The sequence below is a fragment of the Neisseria sp. HMSC067H09 genome, assembly GCF_001814135.1.
Lineage (GTDB): Bacteria > Pseudomonadota > Gammaproteobacteria > Burkholderiales > Neisseriaceae > Neisseria.
On sequence record NZ_KV814876.1, the window covers coordinates 12,581 to 31,224 of the forward strand.

An 18,644-nucleotide genomic window follows, 5' to 3' on the forward strand; every position below is an offset into this window, starting at 1 on the left:
CATGGCATTGCTGATCGAAAACTGTACCGTCAAAGCCGGTAAACGCACCATCCTGTCTTTGGAACGCGCCGAATTTCCCCAATGCGCCGTCAGCGCGGTCATCGGCCCCAACGGCGCGGGTAAGTCCACCCTGCTCAAACAGTTCCTCTACCATCCGCAAGCAAGCTGGTGTGGAACGCCCATGAAGGACGCGCTCAGACAACATAAAATCGCCTGGGTCGGGCAACACGAACATTTCAACCTACCCATGACCCTGTCCGAATACGTACTCATCGGGCGATACCCCAAACTCGCCTGGTATCGGCGACCCAAACAGGCAGACACCCGACGCGCCCAAGCCCTGCTCGAGCATTTCGACCTCGCCGACCTGCGACACAAACGCATCCAAACCCTCTCCGGCGGCGAACAGCAACGCGCCGCCGTCATCCGCGCGCTGTTGCAGGATGCCGAAGTCCTCTTTCTTGATGAGCCGACCAACCATCTCGACGTCCGCTATCAACACAGCCTGATGCAGCACCTCACAACCTTGCCCGAACAAGGCATGACCGTCGTCATGGTGTTGCACGATCTCACCCTCGCCGCCCACTACGCCAGCCACATCACCTTGATGAAAAACGGCAGCATCACCGCCGCAGGCGCAACCGCCGACATCATGCACGCCGAACGCCTCAGCCAAACCTACGACTGGCGCATCCTCGAATGCACCGCCAACGGTAAAACGTGGTTTCAGGCGGAGACTTTGTGAGGGGTCGTCTGAAAAGCGGGTGTATCACGGGTGGTTTGTAAAATGAATCTCCGCAAAAAGGTCGTCTGAAAAAGAATATGCAGACGACCTTTATCGTCAATATAAATAAAAGATACCCATGACGTCATTTCCTGACCTGCGTAGCAACTGTATTTTTCACCCCGTCGGGCAAAAATACCAAAACTCAAATCAAGCCGTTCGGATGCTGTTGTCGGCAAAGTAATCATTCAATACCGTCAGTAGTCGGTATACATTGTAGCGTGGGCTTTGCCCACGATAATGTTGGGTAAGAGGTCGTCTGAAATTTTGAGTTTGATTCGTGGGCAAAGCCCACGCTACGGGTTTCTATTCTCTCTTGCTACGGCTTATCGTAAGTTGTTGAGTGTGTAGTTGGATTCTCGAATCCGAACAGTTGTAGATGTTCGAAATCCTCGCAAAAAAGGTCGTCTGAAACTTTCAGACGACCTTCCTGACAACTATTTACACGCTTTCTTCACAACAAACCTTCCGCTTTGACCCACGCCAAAATATCGGCTTCTACGGCTTCGGGCGAACCGGGATTGTCGATTTTGACGCCGTATTCGTCTGCGCCGAGTTCTTCCAGAATTTCCAGTTGCGAATCCAGCATCCCCGCCTTCATGTAATGCCCTTGGCGCGCCATCATGCGCTCGAGGTTGATGGCTTGCGGCGGTGTCAGGTGGATGAAGGCGGTTTTGCCTTGTGCGCCGCGCAGGATGTCGCGGTATTGGCGTTTCAAGGCGGAGCAGGTAACGATGGTGTACGCCGCGCCGCTTTGTGCCTGTTCCGTCATCCAGTCGCGTAGGTTGCAGAGCCACGGATAGCGGTCTTCGTCGGTCAGCGGGATGCCCGCGCCCATTTTGTCGCGGTTGGCTTGGGTGTGGAAATCGTCGCCTTCGGCGTAGGGGCATTGGTCGAGGTGTTTTTGCAGGGATAGGGCGGCGGTGGTCTTGCCGCAGCCGCAAACGCCCATCATCACAAAATGCGTCGTCATGTTTTCTTCCTTTGTTGGATTTGAAAGATATAAGGTCGGGCAGACGGTTTCAGCGTCTCAAAACCGTTTTCAGACGACCTCAAACCACGGCAAACAGCAGCGCCGACACTGAAAAACCGATGGCGGCAATCAGCGTTTGGTTGACCGTCCATGTTTTGAGCGTGGTCGGTACGTCCATATCCAAAAGGCGGCCGACCAGCCAGAAGCCCGAGTCGTTGAAGTGGCTGCAACCGACCGAGCCTGCCGCGGTTGCCAAAACGATACAGGCGAGTTGCCAGTCGTTGAAGCCTGCGGCGGCAACGGCGGGCGCCATCAATGCGGCGGCGGTGGTCAGCGCGACGGTTGCCGAACCTTGCGCGATACGCAGCGCCAATGCCACCAAGAAACAGCCCAACAATACGGGTATACCCAAATCCGCCATGCTGTCCGCCAACGCCTGACCGATGCCCGACGCGCGCAACACGCCGCCGAACATCCCGCCCGCGCCGGTAATCAAGATAACCGAACAAACGGGAGCGAGTGCTCCGTCCACCGTTTTCTCCAGCGCGCTTGCTTTTTCGCCGCGTTTTCTGCCCAAAACATAAAGCGCCACCAAAACCGAAATCAGCAGCGCGACAGGGGTCGAACCGATCATGCGCGCCACCTGTACCCAATGTTCGTCTGCGCTGACGACTTTTTCACTGATTAAGGTGGACAGCCCTGTGTTCATAAAAATCAACAGCATAGGAATCAGCATAATGCCAACCACGGTCGAAGCCTTGGCAGGCGTTTGCGGCCGGTCGTTGTCCACCGCGCCGCCGCTGAGCAAATCGGGAACGGGAACGCGGATGGTGCGTCCTAAAACCTTCCCAAGCAGATAACCGCTGACATACCAAGTGAACATGGCGACGGGCAATCCCAAAATCAGCACCTGCCCAATGTTCGCCGAATAAAATTCCGAAGCCGCAATCGGGCCGGGGTGGGGAGGCAGGAAAACGTGCATCACCGAAAACGCGCCGATAGACGCCAGAGCATAAGGCAATACGTCCTGCTTCATGCGCCGCGCCGTCGCGAAGACAATCGGCAGCATCACCACCAATCCCGCATCAAAGAAAATCGGGAAACCGAAAATCAGCGACGCCACGCCCAAAGCAAACGGCGCACGTTTTTCGCCGAACATCCGAATCAGCGCATCCGCCAGCGACTGCGCCCCGCCCGAAGTTTCCACCAGCCGCCCGAGCATCGCGCCCAAGCCGACCAGCAAAGCCACGCTGCCGAGCGTACCGCCGAAGTTTTTCAGTAGGACATCGTTCACAATCTTATCCATCGGCAGCCCCGTCGCCACCGCCGTCAGCAGGCTCACCGACACCAAGGTCAACAGCGCATGAACACGCAGTTTCACAATCAACAGCAAAATCAGCACAATCGCCATCGCCGCAATACCCAGCAGCCAGCCCGCGCTCAAAGTCTGAGTCCAACCATCCATTTTGAAGCCTTTCTTTGTAATCAGAATACAAGGTAGTTAAGGTTTTTCAAACGTATCAAATAGACCATAGCATGATTTGCAACGGGGCGGTATTGTGGGTTTTCGGATGGGTTTAAGTATTTATTTTTTCAAATGGATTTGAATAATGAGAGTAAGTCGGGCGGTGTCATTTACTCTTGTGAAGAGAGGGAGGGTCATCTGAAAACGTAGTTTGCTTTCATGAACAAAGGAGGTGGGCGTGGATATTTTCTATTTTTCTAATTCGACATGAATTCAGAACAAGAAAACAATTTCTTTCTTAAATACAATGGTTTTTCAAAATTTTGGTCTGATGGGGCTAACATACTGCAATACTTGTTGACCGGTATGGCGTGGGCTTTACCCGCAGAAAAACGCTTATGTGGGATTCAAATCATTATGTTCAGCCCCTAGATTACTGGCTCTCAAACTTGGCCAAAACAAAAAACGTCGTCTGAAAATTTTCAGACGACGCTTTTATTATTGAATCAAGGCTTATTCTGCGGCAGGTTTTACCGTGTTGCGGACATCGCCGCTTTTTTCTTTGTGTTTCAGCACTGCACGGTCGAGCTTGTCCATCAGAACATCAATGGCGGCGTACATATCTTGTTCAACGGCCTCGACGTGGAGGTCTTTGCCCGCCAGATGGATGTCTGCTTCAGCCTGTTGATTGAGTTTTTCCACGGAAAGGGTGATGGTAACGGAAATGGCGTTGGCTGCATGGCGGTTGATGCGTTCCAATTTTTCGGAAACGTAGTTTTTGATGGCCTCGGTAACGTCGAAATTCAGACCGGTGATTTTCAGATTCATAATACAGCTCCTTCGGTGGGGTTCAGTCCGTCAGAAACGGAACGGGAAAACTGCGGTTTAAAACTGTCATTCGGTAAGTTTGCGTTTGTGTGCCGGCGGGATGTCGAGCGACTCCCTGTATTTGGCGACGGTGCGGCGGGCGATGTCTATGCCCTGTTGTTTGAGGAGGCGGACAAGGGTTTCGTCGGAATGGGGCTTGCTGCTGTCTTCGTTTTCGATAATCTGCCCCAAAACGGCTTTAATCGCGCCTTGGCTCAGGCCTTCTTTGTCGCCTTCGGAATTGACTGCCTGTGTGAAGAAATAGCGTAACGCAAATAGTCCGCGCGGGCAAGACAAATATTTTTGGTTGGCGGCGCGCGAAATGGTGCTTTCGGCAAGCCCCAATTCGGCGGCTGCGTCTTTCATAAGCATGGGTGCGAGTCCGATTTCGCCGAAGATGAAGAAGTCTTCCTGATTTTTGACGATGTATTCAGCAAGGCGGATGACGGTGCTTTTGCGCAGTTCGAGAGAGTCGATGCGCTGCTTGGCTTCGTTGATTTTTTCTTTCCATTCGGGCGCGCCGTCTTCTGCGGATTTCATGAGTTCGCAGTATTCGCGGTTGAGTTGCAGTTTGGGCCAGGCGGCTTCGTTGCCGATGACTTTCCAGCCGTCTTTGCCTTCTTTGACCCAAACGTCGGGCTGGATGTAGGCGGTCGGTTCGGAGGAGGCGAAACCGTAGGCGGGGTAGGGGTTGAGCGTGGCGATGATGTCGAGTGCGGCTTCTATGGTTTCGCTGTCGATTTCGGGAAAGAGTTTGCGGAAGCGGATGATGTTTTGTTTGCGGTTTTTGCCCAAATCGTGCAGCGAACTTTGGATGAGGTGGGCGGCCGCCTGACGCGCGGGGCTGGCGGGCAGGCGTATGAGTTGGAGCATCAGGGATTCGGTCAGGTCGGCGGCGGCAACGCCGGGCGGGTCGAAGGTCTGCAAAAGGTCGAGGGCGTTTTGCAGCTCGTCTTCGTCCAGCATCCATTCCAAGGGCGTGTTGTCGATAAGGTCTTGAATGCTGTCGGTGAAATAGCCTTGGTCGTCAAGGAAGTCGATAAGGATATGGACGTAGGCGGCTTCTTTGTCGGAAAGGGGGTGTTCGCACACTTGGGCGTGCAGGTATTGGTTGAAATCTTCTTCTTTGGCGATGTTGAGCCACGCGTCTTCGGCATCGTCGCCGCCGAGGTGGTTGCTGCGCGGCATGGTGGTGCCGTGATTGAACTCTGCGTCGGCAAATTCGTCGGCTTCGGGACGTTCGAGCAGGGGATTGTCCTGCAACCAGTCTTCGACCTCGCGTTCGAGTTCGATGCCGGACATTTGCAGGATGCGCAGGGATTGTTGCAGACGTTGGTTGAGTTGTTGGGTCTGCCTGAGTTTGAGGCCGAGTAAGGTCATGGTGCAATGTATGTTGATTGTTTTTTATATTTCGGACGGCATTTGTCCTCGGGTTTGGTTCGATGGCAAAGAGGTCGTCTGAAAAGGTTTTATGGTGTGTTTAGCGTTTTGGGGAACGCTGTTTTTTTATTCGATATGTGTATTTCAACACTTTACACTTCATGCGTCAACTTACTTTGGGTGGTTTCGTCATTTAAAAAAACCGCACAATTGATTGTGCGGTTTGTCATGGTCAGTATTTGAAATCAGTATTTGAAGTTTTCGCCGAGATAGACGGAGCGGACTTGTTCGTTGTTGACCAAGTCGTCCGGCTTGCCGGAGGCGAGGACGGTGCCGTCGCTGATGATGTAGGCCCTGTCGCAGATGCTGAGGGTTTCGCGTACGTTGTGGTCGGTAATGAGTACGCCGATGCCGCGCGATTTGAGGAAGTCGATGATTTTTTGGATGTCGATGACGGCAATGGGGTCGACGCCGGCAAAGGGTTCGTCCAAGAGGATGAAGCGCGGCTGCATGGCGAGTACGCGGGCGATTTCGACGCGTCGGCGTTCGCCGCCGGACAGGGAGGGGGCGGGGTTGTGGCGCAGGTGGCCGATGTTGAGATCGGCAAGCAGTTTTTCGACTTCGCCGTCGATGCGGCTTTTGTCTTTGGTGCTGATTTCTAAAATGGCGCGGATGTTTTGTTCGACGGTCATTTTGCGGAAAATCGAGGCTTCTTGGGGGAGGTAGCCGACGCCGAGGCGGGCGCGTTCGTGTATGGGCAGGTGGCGCAGTTCTTGTCCGTCGAGGGTAACGCTGCCTGCATCGGCGGCGATGAGTCCGACGATCATGTAAAAGCTGGTGGTTTTGCCTGCGCCGTTGGGGCCGAGCAGGCCGATGACTTCGCCGCTTTCGATTTCGAGGGAGAAGCTTTTGACGACTTGGCGTTTTTTGAAACTTTTTTGCAGGTTTTGAACGACGAGGCGGCTGGTGTTTTCGCTCATAAATGACTCTTGGTTCGGAGGTCGTCTGAAAATATTGTTTGGTTTTTTTTGCTGCTTTGGTTTTCAGACGACCTTTTGTGTTGTCAGATATTGGTTATTTGGTTTTTTGGGTGCTGGACGGCTGGATGACGACGCTGACCCTGCCGGATTTGGCGGCGGATTTGGCACCTGATTTGGAGCTGCCGTTGATGGTATAGACTTCGGTTTTGGTGTTGTAGGTGATGACTGCGCCTTCGGCAACGTCGCCGCCGCGTTGGACTTTGGCGTTGCCGGTCAGGGTAACGAGGTTGATGGCGGAGGAGTAGGTTACGTTGTTGGCTTGTCCGTTAACCGTGCCTTTGTTGTCGTCGAGCGTCTGGCTGAAGCGGACGGGCGAGCCGCTGGCTTTCATAAACTGTTCGCCTTTGTCGTTGCGGGAGACGTTGACGCTGCCGGCGCGGATGTTGAGCGTGCCTTGTTTGATGATGACGTTGCCGGTGAAGGTGGTGCTTTGGTTGTTTTGGTCGAGCGAGCCTTGGTCGGCTTCAATCTGTATCGGCTGCTTGCTGTCGCTTTGCAGGGCGTAGGCGGGGGCGGTGGCGAAAAATGCGGTTAAAACACATGCCTTACATATTTTTTGTATCATAAATCGTGGCTTTCACTCTGGATGGGAAGTTCAACAAACCTTTTTTGTGGTCATACGTCAGACCTTCGGCGCTGCCGCTCGATTCGCCGTATTGGAAGGTAACGGGCGTGTCGGTTTGGGCGTATTGCGATTCGGTATCGACGTGCAGGAGATCGGTTTTGACGACGCCTGCCTTCCGCTTGGCATCGGCGGCTTTGGTCAGGACGACGTTGTGTTTGAACAGGAGTTGTTTGGTTTGGGTGTTGTATACGGCTTCGTCGCTGCCGACGTCGTAAAGCCGGCTGCCTTCTTGGAAGAAGACGAGGTGCGGCAGCTCGAAATGGACGTCGTTGCTTTCGGGAAACTGTTTCGCCCCTTTTGCGCTCAGATGCTCTTTCAGACGACCTTGTTCGTCAAACCGCCGCCCGTCTATGCCGTCCATCGTATATTGCGGCTGGTTGGGGTTGAGTTTGACTTCTTCAATGTCGATTTCGCTGATGCGCCCCAGCCATGCCGACAATCCGCCGAGCGCGACCGCCAGCACCAAAGGGAATGCGATTCCGTACCGCCATCTTACTTTCATTTGATGTACTCGTTCAAAGCCGCGCCCAGCGTACCTTTTGCGCGCATAATCAGGTCGCACACTTCGCGCACCGCGCCTGCGCCGCCCGCCTGTTTCGTAATATAGGCGGCGTGTTGCAGCGTAAACCAATGCGCATCGGGAACGGCAACCGGCAATCCGCAGCGCACCATCACCGGCAAATCGACCACGTCGTCGCCGACAAAGGCGCACTCGGCTTCTTCTACGCCTGCCTGCGCGCGCAATTCTTCATAGGCGGCGCGTTTGTCCGAAATGCCTTTGAAGTAGTAATTTATGTCCAACTGTTTGATGCGGATGCCGACGGAGGGCGCATCCCGACCTGTGATAACCGCAGTCTGCACGCCACTTGCCTGAAGCATCTTCAAGCCGTGTCCGTCCAGGGTGTGGAACGATTTGATTTCTTCGCCGTCGTCGCGGATAAAGATGCGGCCGTCGGTCAAAACGCCGTCCACATCCAATATCAGCAGCTTGATATGCGCCGCGCGCTGTTGCAGCTCGGGGTCTAAGGTTTGCATAGTGTTTCCTTGCGGATTGCTAGGTTTCAGACGACCTATTCTAACATAAAGGTCGTCTGAAAACGGTTAGCCTGTGTTTGTGGGTATTAATGCGGTTTAACGGTCATGGGGCTGCTTTATAAATAGTTTTATAATATGTGTCTGTCGGGTAAAGGTCGTCTGAAAACCTGAGATTTGGGTTTTCAGACGACCTTTTGATATTGAAGCCAGATTGATTTGATACTGTAACACCGTGTTTCAAGAAAACATTAATCGTGCCCGTGCATTTTCAGTTCGCTCAAGCCGGGGAGGTCGGCGAAGCTGCGTTCGCGGACGATTTGGCAGAAGTTGTCGAGATAGCTTTTGTCGGCGTCTTCGGTGCGCGTGGCGGCGTAGAGTTCGCTTTGCAGGCCGTTGGCGGTGATTTGGCGGTGGACGACGTAGCCTTTTTCGAGATAGGGCATGACGGTCCAGTAGGGCAGGGCGGCGATGCCGCGTTTGCTGGCGACGAGTTGGATGATGGCGATGGTCAGTTCGCTGCGGCGGCGCGGCGGGTTAATGCCTTTGGGTAACAATATTTTTTTGGGCAGGTCGAGCATTTCGTCGGGAACGGGATAGGTGATGAGGGTTTCGCCGATGAAGTCTTCTGCTTCCCAAACGGTTTTGGCGGCAAGCGGGTGGTCTTGGGCGCAGATGCCGACCATTTCGTAGGCAAACAGGGGGCGGAAGCTGATGCCGTTTTGCTTTTCGGCTTCGGATACGATGGCAAGATCGGCACGGTGTTGCAGCAGGAGTCCGACGGGGTCTGCCTGAAAGCCGGAAACGATGTCCAATTCGACTTGCGGCCACATGGGGCGGAATTCGCCCATCGCGGGCATGAGCCAGTCGAAACAGGTGTGGCATTCGACTGCCAGCCGCAACTCGCCTGCTTCGCCTTCGATGATGCGGGCGAGGTCGCGCTCGGCAGCAGAAACTTGCGGGAGGAGTTCGCGTGCGAGCCGCAACAGGCGTTCGCCGGCGGGTGTGAAGCGCAAGGGCGTGGATTTGCGCTCGAACAGGGGCGTGTCGTAATAGTTTTCAAGCGCGCGGATTTGGTGCGAAAGGGCGGATTGAGTCAGGAAGACGCGCTTGGCGGCAAGGGATACGCTGCCGGTTTCTTCGAGTGCCAGCAGGGTTTTGAGATGGCGCAGTTCGATGATGGAATCCATTGGTTTTTATGCTTTCAGACGACCTTTTGAAACGGGCAATATTAAAATATTTCATGCCGGGGTGTAAATGCGGGCGCGTGTTGAACGGCATGGGGATTGGGACGCGTCAGGGTTTGCGGTTAGAATGTGGGTCCGATTTTGTATGAATATGGTGAATTGACTTGGAGCGGGGATGGCGTTGTTTCGCCTTGTCCTGTGAAATTCAATCCGCTATGTGTTGAAAGGAATGATATGGCGAAACGCAACGATATTTTGGCGTGGTGCGACGAGGTGTTGCAGGTCGGCATGTTCAAAGACTATGCGCCCAACGGTTTGCAGGTCGAGGGCAGGGCGGAAGTCGGCAAAATAGCGACATCGGTAACGGCAAGCAAGGCAGCGGTCGATTTTGCTGCAGGGCAGGGCGCGGATATGCTTTTGGTGCACCACGGGATGTTTTGGAAAAGCGAGCCGGTAACGATTACGGGCTGGAAAAAAGTGCGCATCGAAACATTATTGCAACACCAAATCAATATGGCGGGCTACCACCTGCCGCTGGATGCGCACCCTGTGTTGGGCAACAACGCGCAGCTTGCCGATAAGTTGGGTTGGGAAGTCGAAAGGCAGTTCGGCGAACAGAACCTGTTGAATATAGGTCGTCTGAAAACGCCGCAGACTTTGGCTGAATGGTTGCAACACATTGCTGCAACGCTGGGACGGCAGCCCGTAGCCGTCGGCGATATGTCGCGCGAAATCAAACGCATCGCATGGTGTACCGGCGGTGCGCAGGGATTTTTTCAGACGACCATAGACGAAGGTGTCGATGCTTATCTGACCGGAGAAATCTCGGAATCGCAGTTTCACCTTGCCAATGAAACAGGCGTTGCGTTTGTCAGCGCGGGACACAATGCGACGGAGCGTTACGGCATCCGCGCCCTGGGCGAAGCCGTGGCACAGCATTTTGAGTTGGAAGTCTGTCATTTCGACGAAGATAATCCCGCTTAAGCCTTGATAATCGTCATGAAAATTTACCTTAATTTAAATAATGCTTTGAGTATCACGGCAAACTAGGTAGAATTACATCGTTTAATGGCTCGGTATTCCCAAAATTTTAGGACGACTGAATAATGGATAATCAAGAAATCAATAGCGGTCGCCGCCGCTTTCTGACGCTGGCTACGTGCGGCGCGGGCGGTGTGGCGGCTTTGGGCGTAGCTACGCCTTTCGTGGCAAGCTTTTTCCCGTCGGAAAAAGCCAAGGCCGCAGGTGCTGCCGTCGAAATCGATGTCAGCAAAATCGAATCCGGACAAATGTTGACTGCCGAATGGCAAGGTAAACCGATTTGGGTGGTTAACCGTACCGATCAGCAGCTCAAAGACCTGAAAAGTTTGAACGGCGCGGTTGCCGACCCTAATTCCGATGCGGATCAACAGCCCGAATATGCTAAAAACGAGACCCGTTCGATTAAGCCGAACATCCTTGTAGCCATCGGTATCTGTACCCACTTGGGCTGTTCTCCGACCTACCGTCCAGACGTTGCCCCCGCGGATTTGGGTGCAGACTGGAAAGGCGGTTTCTTCTGCCCTTGCCACGGTTCGAAATTCGACATGGCAGGCCGCGTATATAAAGGTGTTCCTGCACCGACCAACCTGGTTGTTCCGCCCTACAAATATCTGAGCGATACGACAGTCTTGGTAGGCGAAGACTAAAAATAAGGAACGATAATTATGGCAAACCAAACCAATAGCAAAGCAAAAGCATTGTTAGACTGGACGGATGCTCGTTTCCCTCTGTCTAAAATGTGGAATGAGCATTTGGCTCAATACTACGCGCCGAAGAACTTCAACTTCTGGTACTACTTCGGCTCTTTGGCTCTGCTCGTCCTCGTGATTCAAATCGTCAGCGGTATCTTCCTGACCATGAACTATAAACCGGACGGCAACCTGAACGCCTATCACCTGCCTGCTGCCTTTACCGCAGTAGAGTACATCATGCGCGACGTGTCCGGCGGCTGGATTATCCGCTATATGCACTCCACAGGCGCATCTTTCTTCTTCATCGTCGTATACCTGCACATGTTCCGCGGCCTGATTTACGGCTCGTACAAAAAACCGCGCGAATTGGTGTGGATTTTCGGTTCCCTGATTTTCCTAGCATTGATGGCCGAAGCCTTTATGGGCTACCTGCTGCCTTGGGGTCAAATGTCCTTCTGGGGCGCGCAGGTGATTATTAACCTGTTCTCCGCCATCCCTGTCATCGGTCCTGATTTATCCACTTGGATTCGCGGCGACTTCAACGTTTCCGACGTTACCCTGAACCGCTTCTTCGCACTACACGTTATTGCCGTACCGCTGGTGTTGCTCGGTTTGGTCGTGGCACACATCATCGCCTTGCACGAAGTGGGTTCGAACAACCCTGACGGCGTGGAAATCAAGAAACTCAAAGATGAAAACGGCGTTCCGCTCGACGGCATTCCTTTCCATCCGTACTACACCGTCAAAGACATCTTGGGCGTTGTCGTATTCCTGATTGTTTTCTGCTCCGTATTGTTCTTCGCCCCTGAAGGCGGCGGCTACTTCCTTGAAGCTCCGAACTTTGATGCGGCAAACGCGCTGAAAACACCGCCGCACATTGCACCAGTATGGTACTTTACCCCGTTCTACGCCATTTTGCGTGCGATTCCTTCATTCCTCGGTACTCAGGTTTGGGGTGTAATCGGTATGGGTGCGGCAGTTGTCCTGATTGCCCTGTTGCCTTGGTTGGATAAAGGTGAGGTGAAATCCGTCCGCTATCGCGGCCCAATCTTCAAAACTGCGTTGGTTCTGTTCATCATTGCCTTTATCGGTTTGGGTATTTTGGGTGCGATGGTAGCAACCGATACCCGTACTTTGGTTGCGCGCATTCTGTCTGTCGTCTATTTTGCATTCTTCCTGGGTATGCCGTTCTATACCAAACTGGATACAAACAAACCGGTTCCGGAACGCGTAACCATGAGCACCACTAAACAAAAAATCATGTTCTTTGTTTATGTCGGTATTACCGCAGTGGGTGCTTACCTGTTTGCAACCAATATCTGATGAGGGCAGCGAAAATGAAACATACCCTGAAAAACTGGTTTGCTGCCTTGTTATTGGCAGTGCCTATGAGTGCCGCCGTCGCCAGCGGTGGCGGACACTATGAAAAAGTCGAGATTGACCTGCGCGACCAAGTCAGCTTGCAGCGCGGTGCTCAAATTTTCACCAACTACTGCTTATCCTGCCACTCGGCAAGCGGTATGCGCTTCAACCGTCTGAAAGACATCGGTTTGACTGATGAAGAAATCAAGAAAAACCTGATGTTTACGACAGACAACGTCGGTGATGTCATGTTGGCGGCGATGAATCCTAAAGATGCTGCCAAATGGTTTGGTGCGGCTCCTCCGGATCTGACGCTGATTGCCCGTTCTAAAGGCGCGGATTATCTGTATGCCTATATGCGCGGCTTCTATAAAGATCCGACCCGTCCGAACGGTTGGAACAATGTCGTATTCGACAAAGTCGGCATGCCCCACCCCTTGTGGGAGCAACAAGGCGTTCAAGCGGTTGAGCTGGATGCCAAAGGTCAGCCGGTCATGGTGAAAGACGAACATGGCGAATTGAAACCCAAGCTCTATTGGGAATCTACCGGCGCACACAGCCGTCGTTTGCCAAACGGCAAAGTCGTCCAAACAGAGTACGATGCTTATGTACGCGATTTGGTGAACTATTTGGTTTACATGGGTGAACCGGCGCAGCTCCAGCGCAAACGTACAGGCTATATCGTGTTGATGTTCTTGCTTGCGGTGATGCTGCCTCTGGCATACTTCCTGAAAAAAGAATATTGGAAAGACGTTCACTAAACAGCCGTCTTAAAAAGGCAAACCCAAAAAGGGTTTGCCTTTTTTATGATTAAAAAATCAATAGGTTGGATTTCGCGTATTTCAAATATATTCAGACGACCTTTATAGTGTGGCAGTGATGATTAGTCGGCAGGGAATGGCGGCTGATAATATTTTAATGCTCGTTTGAACCTGATCATAGAATCCAAGTTCTGCATACGATCATCGGTATGTTCCGTCTGATTTGGCTTTGGCACACACATTGCAGTCGGGATTTTGAGTGAAGAGGAATTCTTGCCATTTGCCGGTAAGTGCGTTGTAAGTTTTCAGTTTGCCGTGTGCCGGTTCGCCTACGCCGGTGAGGAGTTTGAGGGCTTCTGCGGCTTGGGTGGCGCCGATGATGCCGACCAACGGAGAAAATACGCCGAACAGGGCGCAAGCGCCGTCATCGGCGGTATCTCCGTCAAACAGGCAGGCGTAGCAAGGGCTGTCAGGTAAATCGGGGCGGTACACGGCGATTTGTCCTTCAAAACGCACGGCAGCGCCGGAAACCAGCGGGGTACGGGTGGCGACGGCGGCGCGGTTGATGGCTTGGCGGGTGGGGTAGTTGTCAGTGCAGTCGAGGACGATGTCGGCGGTATGCATGAGCTCGGTCAGGCGGGTTTCGTCCAGTTTTTCGGTCAGTGCGGTAATGTCGCACGCGCTGTTGACGGCTTTCAGACGACCTGCCATCACTTGCGCTTTGGCTTGTCCGATGTCGGCTTCGGTGAAGGCGGTTTGGCGTTGGAGGTTGGTATCGTCTATGGTGTCGTGATCGGCGATGATGAGTTTGCCGACGCCTGATGCGGCAAGATACGGGAGGGCTGCCGCACCCAGTCCACCGCAGCCGATGACGAGGATGCGGGCGGCAAGGATTTTTTCCTGTCCTTCGATACCGATTTCGTCGAGAAGGATGTGGCGGCTGTAACGGAGCAGTTGGTGGTCGTTCATGATGAGGTCGTCTGAAAGAGGTTGTATCGGGGAATTTTATAGCAAATGGGATTTGGAAAGATACAGTAGATTTGTGCGGAAACGGAGATTCCTATTAATGGGATTCTATGCCGGCAAACTTTGTTTTCATCAAGAATGGTTATTATTCGAATAAATATTGTCTCTTTTTGTAGTAAATGTTATCGTTAGCACGATTTTTGGTTTGTATCAGAATTTTATTAAGGTGTTGCCTGATTTATTTTCAGACGACCTTGATTGCCATAACAGCAATTTTGCCCCTTGCCATATCCTGAAAGGATGGGGTATTTAGGATGAGATTGTTTTAAAAGACGCCGAAATTCAAAGTGTCCCCTCATGTTGAAAGAGGGGGAAGATGCATTACATTGCCGAACATGGCTGTTGCCGTGTTTTAAATATTTCACATTTTTCCCTTATGTCCGTCAAACCTTTATCTTTAAATTTAATCAACTGCTTTGTGCTGGTGGTGCTGTTTGTCGTCAGTCTGTCGGTGGGCGTCGGCGATTTCCGCTGGGCGGATGTGTTTCGCTGGACTTTGTCTGACAGTACGGAACTGATGCTGGTCAGCCGCCTGCCGCGCACGTTTGCGATTGTGCTGACGGGGGCATCGATGGCGGTGGCGGGGATGATTATGCAGATTTTGATGCGCAACCGTTTTGTCGAGCCGTCTATGGTGGGCGCAAGTCAGAGCGCGGCGTTGGGTGTGTTGGTGATGACGCTGATGTTTCCGGCTGCCGGGCTGACGGCGAAAATGTCGGTGGCGGCTGCGGCGGCGTTGGCGGGGATGCTGGTGTTTATGATGCTGATACGCCGTTTGCCGCCGACGGCGCAGTTGATGGTGCCGCTGGTGGGGATTATTTTCGGCGGCGTTATCGAGGCGGTGGCGACGTTTATCGCGTATGAGTTTGAGATGATGCAGATGTTGAGCGTGTGGCAGCAGGGCGATTTTTCGGGCGTGCTGTTGGGGCGTTACGAATTGCTGTGGCTGACGGGCGGCTTGGCGTTGACGGCGTATTTGATTGCCGACCAGCTGACGATTTTGGGCTTGGGCGAGACGGTGAGCGTGAATCTGGGTCTGAACCGGACGGCGGTGTTGTGGGTCGGCTTGGTGATTGTCGCGCTGATTACGTCGCTGGTGTTGGTAACGGTCGGCAATATTCCGTTTATCGGGCTGGTCGTGCCGAACATCATCAGCCGCCTGATGGGCGACAAGCTGCGCCAAAGCCTGCCTGCGGTGGCTTTGCTCGGCGCGTCGCTGGTGCTTTTGTGCGATATTTTGGGACGCGTGATTGTGTTCCCGTTTGAGATTCCGGTCTCAACCGTGTTCGGTGTGTTGGGTACGGTGTTGTTCTTGTGGATTTTGTTGAGGAAGCCTGCCCATGTCGTCTGAAAACAAGCGTAGCGCGCTTCGCTCGAACAAGGTTGCGTTTATGCAGGGTTCTTCCCGTCCGCTGTGGGCGGCGTTTATCTTGCTGCTCGCTTGTTGCACCTTGTTCCTGACTTTGAACATCCAAGGCGATTGGGATTTTGTGTTGCAGCTGCGGCTGACCAAACTGGCGGCTTTGCTGCTGGTGGCGTATGCGGTCGGGGTTTCGACTCAGCTTTTCCAAACGTTGACGAACAACCCGATCCTTACGCCTTCGATTTTGGGCTTCGACTCACTGTATGTATTTTTGCAAACGCTTTTGCTGTTTGCCTTGGGCGGGGTGGGCTATACGTCGCTGCCGCTGACGGGCAAGTTCGGCTTTGAGCTGGTGATGATGATGGGCGGTTCGCTGCTTTTGTTTTACACGCTCATCCGGCAGGGCGGGCGCGATTTGTCGCGCATGATTTTGATCGGCGTGATTTTCGGGATTTTGTTCCGCAGCCTCTCTTCGCTGTTGACGCGCATGATTGATCCGGAGGAATTTACGGCGGCGCAGGCGAATATGTTTGCGAACTTCAATACCGTCCACAGCGAGCTTTTGGGCGTGGGCGCGCTGATTCTGCTGGCGAGCGCGGTGGTGGTTTGGCGCGAGCGGCACCGTCTGGACGTCCATCTTTTGGGGCGCGACCAAACGATTAATTTGGGCATAAACTACACGCGCAATACTTTGTGGCTGCTGCTTTGGATTGCCGCGCTGGTGGCAACGGCGACGGCGGTGGTCGGGCCGGTCAGCTTCTTCGGCCTGCTGGCTGCTGCGCTTGCCAACCATTTTGCCCCGAGCGTGCGTCATAGTGTGCGGCTGCCGATGACGGTGTGCGTCGGCGGCATCCTGCTGGTCGGCGGGCAAACCGTGTTCGAACACCTGCTCGGCATGAAGGCGGTGTTGAGCGTAGTGGTTGAATTTGCGGGCGGGCTGGTGTTTTTATATTTGGTGCTGAAACGCAAGCGGTAGGTCGTCTGAAAACTTTTCCAGCCTGAATTCAGGCGGTAATTCATCATTTCCAGACTGTATTTTGATTTTGTACACCCTTTAAATTTAATAGGGGGCGTGAAACTAAATATTGAGTTTATACTCATAGTAAACATCACTGAGATTACTATCAGGTATGAGTTATGAGTAAAGTGTTGAAATACCGTCCTGATTTGGACGGGATACGGGCATTGGCCGTTTTATCCGTCATCGTATTTCATATCGATCCCCAATGGCTGCCGGGTGGTTTTTTGGGTGTGGATATGTTTTTCGTGTTGTCGGGATATTTGATCACGACCATTATCAGCCGCGAGATTCGCGACGGCAGTTTTTCGTTTCTCGAGTTTTACAAACGCCGCGCCAAACGCATCTTGCCTGTCTTTGCCTGTGTATTGCTTTGCACGACGGTCGTTGCCGCCATTTTCTTTTTGTCTTTCGATTTGCGCCAATACGTCAAATCCGCCGTCTATGCCTTGCTGTTTGCCGCCAACCTGTTCTTTGCCCGCCGCGGCGGCTATTTTGATGCGGATGCGACGGAAAAGCCGTTGCAGCACATTTGGTCGCTGTCGTTGGAAGAACAGTTTTACTTTATTTTCCCCGCGTTGCTGATTTTGTTTTTCCGTATCAGCAAACGGCGCAATGTGCGGACGTTTATCCTTTTGCTGATTGTCATCAGCCTGTTTTCCGCGCTGTTGCCGACTTTGGGCATGGAGGCGTATTTCCTGCCGCATGTGCGCGCTTATGAGCTGCTGGTCGGTTCGCTTTTTGCCTTCATTCCGCCTGCCGAACAAAACGATAAAGCCAGTACGCCGCTGTTCGGATGGCTGATGATGGCGGTCATCGCCGCCACGCTGGTGTTGCCCTACGGCGTCCTGCCCGGCGCGGGAAATATCGAACGGCTGCTTTGCTGTCTGGCGGTCGGCGGTTTGATTTATTCGGGCAAATCATTGCAGATGCAGGAAGGTTTCAATACGTCCAAACTGTTGAGCCTCAAGCCCGTAGTGTTTATCGGGTTGATTTCGTATTCGCTGTATTTGTGGCACTGGGTGGTGTTGGCGCTCATGCGCTACATTTATATGGACGCGCAGCTTCCGCTTGCCGCATCGGCATTGGCTGTCATCATCATGCTGCTGTTGTCGGTGTTGTCTTATTATTTTGTGGAAACGCCGGCGCGGAAGGCGAAGAATTTTACGACGGCGAAATTCAAATGGAGTATGGCGGCTTATTTCGCGCTGCTGATTCCTGCGGCAACCTACCTGATGACCGCCAAACCCGCCGCGTTTGAAAGCAGTTTGTACAAGGCCGATGAAAGCAAAATTTGCGCGGACACGCTGACCAAAACCGATTGCGCCGTCGGCGCGGCAAACCAAAAACCTGAAGTTTTGGTCATCGGCGACTCGCATGCCGCCCATTTGAGCCCCTTCCTCGACATTGTCGGCAAAAAAGAAGGCTGGTCGGCAGACGTTATCACGTCCAACAGCTGCGCCACCGCGTTCGGATTCGTCCTGCCCGACAGCGACCGCCGCGCTGACCGCTGCAATCCGTATAACAGGTTTATCGAACAAAAAACCAAAGACTATCCTGTCATCATCATTTCGCAACGCTGGTTCCTCCATACCGCCAAACCGGAATTTTTGGAACGGTTCAACACAATGCTGGAGGATTTGGTGAAGGCGGGCAAAAAAGTGTACGTTTTGGCCGATACGCCTATGGACGGGCAGTTGCCGTTGCGGCGTTATTATCTGAGACAAAAGCTCGGCATCGACATCAATTATGTTTCAGAGGATAAAAAGGCAGAAATCCGCGATTCCGCCAAGTCGGAAGACGAAGTCGAAAAAATCGTGAAGCAGCACCGCGGCGTGCAGTGGGTGGACTTTATGCAGTACATCCCCGCGGACAAACTTATAGACGGGCTGCCGGTGTATTTCGATACCAACCACCTCAACCCGTTCGGTTCAAGTAAAATTGCCGAAATGTTTATCAACGATAAACGCACCCTGTTGAAATAAGCACAAAGGTCGTCTGAAAACAGATTCAGACGACCTCTTTAAA

The 18,644-nt window shown here is 53.0% G+C and carries 19 protein-coding genes; 8 read left to right on the top strand and 11 right to left on the bottom strand.

Annotation, left to right across the window (positions count from 1 at the left end; translation table 11 throughout):
• Window position 1 precedes the first annotated feature (1 nt).
• Window positions 2-745 carry an ABC transporter ATP-binding protein gene (locus HMPREF2954_RS02865; RefSeq protein WP_070688992.1) on the top strand — a complete coding sequence of 248 codons (744 nt, stop codon included), beginning with the start codon at window positions 2-4 and terminating at the stop codon, window positions 743-745.
• Here the strand turns inward: HMPREF2954_RS02865 and HMPREF2954_RS12650 are convergent.
• The 10 genes from HMPREF2954_RS12650 to HMPREF2954_RS02910 all read right to left on the bottom strand — a co-directional run bounded on the left by HMPREF2954_RS12650 (window position 727) and on the right by HMPREF2954_RS02910 (window position 9,356).
• Window positions 727-972, bottom strand: a complete 246-nt coding sequence (locus HMPREF2954_RS12650) for a hypothetical protein (RefSeq protein WP_168165590.1) — start codon at window positions 970-972, stop codon at window positions 727-729. The genes HMPREF2954_RS02865 and HMPREF2954_RS12650 overlap by 19 nt on opposite strands.
• Window positions 973-1,238: 266 nt before the next feature.
• The gene (locus HMPREF2954_RS02870; RefSeq protein ID WP_003763385.1) at window positions 1,239-1,757 is read right to left on the bottom strand and encodes a gluconokinase, GntK/IdnK-type; all 519 of its coding nucleotides are present in this window, start codon (window positions 1,755-1,757) and stop codon (window positions 1,239-1,241) included.
• Between the two features lie 79 nt (window positions 1,758-1,836).
• Window positions 1,837-3,222 carry a GntP family permease gene (locus tag HMPREF2954_RS02875; protein WP_045073466.1) on the bottom strand — a complete coding sequence of 462 codons (1,386 nt, stop codon included), beginning with the start codon at window positions 3,220-3,222 and terminating at the stop codon, window positions 1,837-1,839.
• Window positions 3,223-3,735: 513 nt separating this feature from the next.
• Window positions 3,736-4,050, bottom strand: a complete 315-nt coding sequence (gene hpf / locus HMPREF2954_RS02880) for a ribosome hibernation-promoting factor, HPF/YfiA family (RefSeq protein ID WP_003757098.1) — start codon at window positions 4,048-4,050, stop codon at window positions 3,736-3,738.
• A 66-nt stretch (window positions 4,051-4,116) separates the two neighbouring features.
• Window positions 4,117-5,469 carry an RNA polymerase factor sigma-54 gene (gene rpoN, locus HMPREF2954_RS02885; protein WP_045073468.1) on the bottom strand — a complete coding sequence of 451 codons (1,353 nt, stop codon included), beginning with the start codon at window positions 5,467-5,469 and terminating at the stop codon, window positions 4,117-4,119.
• Between the two features lie 245 nt (window positions 5,470-5,714).
• A complete protein-coding gene (gene lptB / locus HMPREF2954_RS02890; protein ID WP_003766063.1) occupies window positions 5,715-6,449 on the bottom strand; it encodes an LPS export ABC transporter ATP-binding protein in 735 nt (244 codons plus the stop codon).
• A 94-nt stretch (window positions 6,450-6,543) separates the two neighbouring features.
• Window positions 6,544-7,074, bottom strand: a complete 531-nt coding sequence (lptA, locus tag HMPREF2954_RS02895) for a lipopolysaccharide transport periplasmic protein LptA (protein ID WP_003766057.1) — start codon at window positions 7,072-7,074, stop codon at window positions 6,544-6,546.
• Window positions 7,055-7,636: an LPS export ABC transporter periplasmic protein LptC gene (lptC, locus tag HMPREF2954_RS02900; protein WP_045073471.1), complete on the bottom strand. Its 582-nt coding sequence runs from the start codon at window positions 7,634-7,636 to the stop codon at window positions 7,055-7,057. The genes lptA and lptC overlap by 20 nt, the downstream gene beginning before the upstream one ends.
• Entirely contained in the window at window positions 7,633-8,169 is a 537-nt protein-coding gene (locus HMPREF2954_RS02905) for a KdsC family phosphatase (RefSeq protein ID WP_045073472.1), read from the bottom strand. The genes lptC and HMPREF2954_RS02905 overlap by 4 nt, the downstream gene beginning before the upstream one ends.
• A gap of 248 nt (window positions 8,170-8,417) precedes the next feature.
• Window positions 8,418-9,356, bottom strand: a complete 939-nt coding sequence (locus HMPREF2954_RS02910) for a LysR family transcriptional regulator (protein WP_003776250.1) — start codon at window positions 9,354-9,356, stop codon at window positions 8,418-8,420.
• A 231-nt stretch (window positions 9,357-9,587) separates the two neighbouring features.
• Here HMPREF2954_RS02910 and HMPREF2954_RS02915 point away from each other — a divergent pair, with 231 nt between their 5' ends.
• The 4 genes from HMPREF2954_RS02915 (at window position 9,588) to HMPREF2954_RS02930 (ending at window position 13,209) form a co-directional block, all read left to right on the top strand.
• Complete coding sequence (locus HMPREF2954_RS02915; RefSeq protein WP_045073475.1) at window positions 9,588-10,337, top strand: Nif3-like dinuclear metal center hexameric protein; 750 nt, start codon at window positions 9,588-9,590, stop codon at window positions 10,335-10,337.
• Between the two features lie 122 nt (window positions 10,338-10,459).
• Window positions 10,460-11,041: a ubiquinol-cytochrome c reductase iron-sulfur subunit gene (gene petA, locus HMPREF2954_RS02920; RefSeq protein ID WP_003761390.1), complete on the top strand. Its 582-nt coding sequence runs from the start codon at window positions 10,460-10,462 to the stop codon at window positions 11,039-11,041.
• Between the two features lie 18 nt (window positions 11,042-11,059).
• A complete protein-coding gene (locus HMPREF2954_RS02925) occupies window positions 11,060-12,409 on the top strand; it encodes a cytochrome b (RefSeq protein WP_003776257.1) in 1,350 nt (449 codons plus the stop codon).
• Window positions 12,410-12,423: 14 nt separating this feature from the next.
• A complete protein-coding gene (locus tag HMPREF2954_RS02930; RefSeq protein ID WP_003765585.1) occupies window positions 12,424-13,209 on the top strand; it encodes a cytochrome c1 in 786 nt (261 codons plus the stop codon).
• 201 nt (window positions 13,210-13,410) lie between these two features.
• Here HMPREF2954_RS02930 and HMPREF2954_RS02935 read toward each other — a convergent pair whose 3' ends face one another.
• Window positions 13,411-14,178 carry a HesA/MoeB/ThiF family protein gene (locus HMPREF2954_RS02935; protein ID WP_070688993.1) on the bottom strand — a complete coding sequence of 256 codons (768 nt, stop codon included), beginning with the start codon at window positions 14,176-14,178 and terminating at the stop codon, window positions 13,411-13,413.
• A 433-nt stretch (window positions 14,179-14,611) separates the two neighbouring features.
• Between HMPREF2954_RS02935 and HMPREF2954_RS02940 the strand changes: the two genes are divergently transcribed.
• The 3 genes from HMPREF2954_RS02940 to HMPREF2954_RS02950 all read left to right on the top strand — a co-directional run bounded on the left by HMPREF2954_RS02940 (window position 14,612) and on the right by HMPREF2954_RS02950 (window position 18,601).
• A complete protein-coding gene (locus tag HMPREF2954_RS02940; RefSeq protein ID WP_045073602.1) occupies window positions 14,612-15,586 on the top strand; it encodes an ABC transporter permease in 975 nt (324 codons plus the stop codon).
• Window positions 15,576-16,574 carry an iron chelate uptake ABC transporter family permease subunit gene (locus HMPREF2954_RS02945; protein WP_082054515.1) on the top strand — a complete coding sequence of 333 codons (999 nt, stop codon included), beginning with the start codon at window positions 15,576-15,578 and terminating at the stop codon, window positions 16,572-16,574. The genes HMPREF2954_RS02940 and HMPREF2954_RS02945 overlap by 11 nt, the downstream gene beginning before the upstream one ends.
• A 161-nt stretch (window positions 16,575-16,735) precedes the next feature.
• Window positions 16,736-18,601, top strand: coding sequence for an acyltransferase family protein (locus HMPREF2954_RS02950; RefSeq protein WP_045073480.1), 1,866 nt, complete (start codon window positions 16,736-16,738; stop codon window positions 18,599-18,601).
• Window positions 18,602-18,644: the final 43 nt, after the last annotated feature.

Bases quoted from the DNA above. Each gene is read 5' to 3' on its own strand.
- HMPREF2954_RS02865 (WP_070688992.1), top strand. From the start codon at position 2: ATGGCATTGCTGATCGAAAACTGTACCGTCAAAGCCGGTAAACGCACC.
- HMPREF2954_RS12650 (WP_168165590.1), bottom strand. From the start codon at position 972: ATGATTACTTTGCCGACAACAGCATCCGAACGGCTTGATTTGAGTTTT.
- HMPREF2954_RS02870 (WP_003763385.1), bottom strand. From the start codon at position 1,757: ATGACGACGCATTTTGTGATGATGGGCGTTTGCGGCTGCGGCAAGACC.
- HMPREF2954_RS02875 (WP_045073466.1), bottom strand. From the start codon at position 3,222: ATGGATGGTTGGACTCAGACTTTGAGCGCGGGCTGGCTGCTGGGTATT.
- hpf (WP_003757098.1), bottom strand. From the start codon at position 4,050: ATGAATCTGAAAATCACCGGTCTGAATTTCGACGTTACCGAGGCCATC.
- rpoN (WP_045073468.1), bottom strand. From the start codon at position 5,469: ATGACCTTACTCGGCCTCAAACTCAGGCAGACCCAACAACTCAACCAA.
- lptB (WP_003766063.1), bottom strand. From the start codon at position 6,449: ATGAGCGAAAACACCAGCCGCCTCGTCGTTCAAAACCTGCAAAAAAGT.
- lptA (WP_003766057.1), bottom strand. From the start codon at position 7,074: ATGATACAAAAAATATGTAAGGCATGTGTTTTAACCGCATTTTTCGCC.
- lptC (WP_045073471.1), bottom strand. From the start codon at position 7,636: ATGAAAGTAAGATGGCGGTACGGAATCGCATTCCCTTTGGTGCTGGCG.
- HMPREF2954_RS02905 (WP_045073472.1), bottom strand. From the start codon at position 8,169: ATGCAAACCTTAGACCCCGAGCTGCAACAGCGCGCGGCGCATATCAAG.
- HMPREF2954_RS02910 (WP_003776250.1), bottom strand. From the start codon at position 9,356: ATGGATTCCATCATCGAACTGCGCCATCTCAAAACCCTGCTGGCACTC.
- HMPREF2954_RS02915 (WP_045073475.1), top strand. From the start codon at position 9,588: ATGGCGAAACGCAACGATATTTTGGCGTGGTGCGACGAGGTGTTGCAG.
- petA (WP_003761390.1), top strand. From the start codon at position 10,460: ATGGATAATCAAGAAATCAATAGCGGTCGCCGCCGCTTTCTGACGCTG.
- HMPREF2954_RS02925 (WP_003776257.1), top strand. From the start codon at position 11,060: ATGGCAAACCAAACCAATAGCAAAGCAAAAGCATTGTTAGACTGGACG.
- HMPREF2954_RS02930 (WP_003765585.1), top strand. From the start codon at position 12,424: ATGAAACATACCCTGAAAAACTGGTTTGCTGCCTTGTTATTGGCAGTG.
- HMPREF2954_RS02935 (WP_070688993.1), bottom strand. From the start codon at position 14,178: ATGAACGACCACCAACTGCTCCGTTACAGCCGCCACATCCTTCTCGAC.
- HMPREF2954_RS02940 (WP_045073602.1), top strand. From the start codon at position 14,612: ATGTCCGTCAAACCTTTATCTTTAAATTTAATCAACTGCTTTGTGCTG.
- HMPREF2954_RS02945 (WP_082054515.1), top strand. From the start codon at position 15,576: ATGTCGTCTGAAAACAAGCGTAGCGCGCTTCGCTCGAACAAGGTTGCG.
- HMPREF2954_RS02950 (WP_045073480.1), top strand. From the start codon at position 16,736: ATGAGTAAAGTGTTGAAATACCGTCCTGATTTGGACGGGATACGGGCA.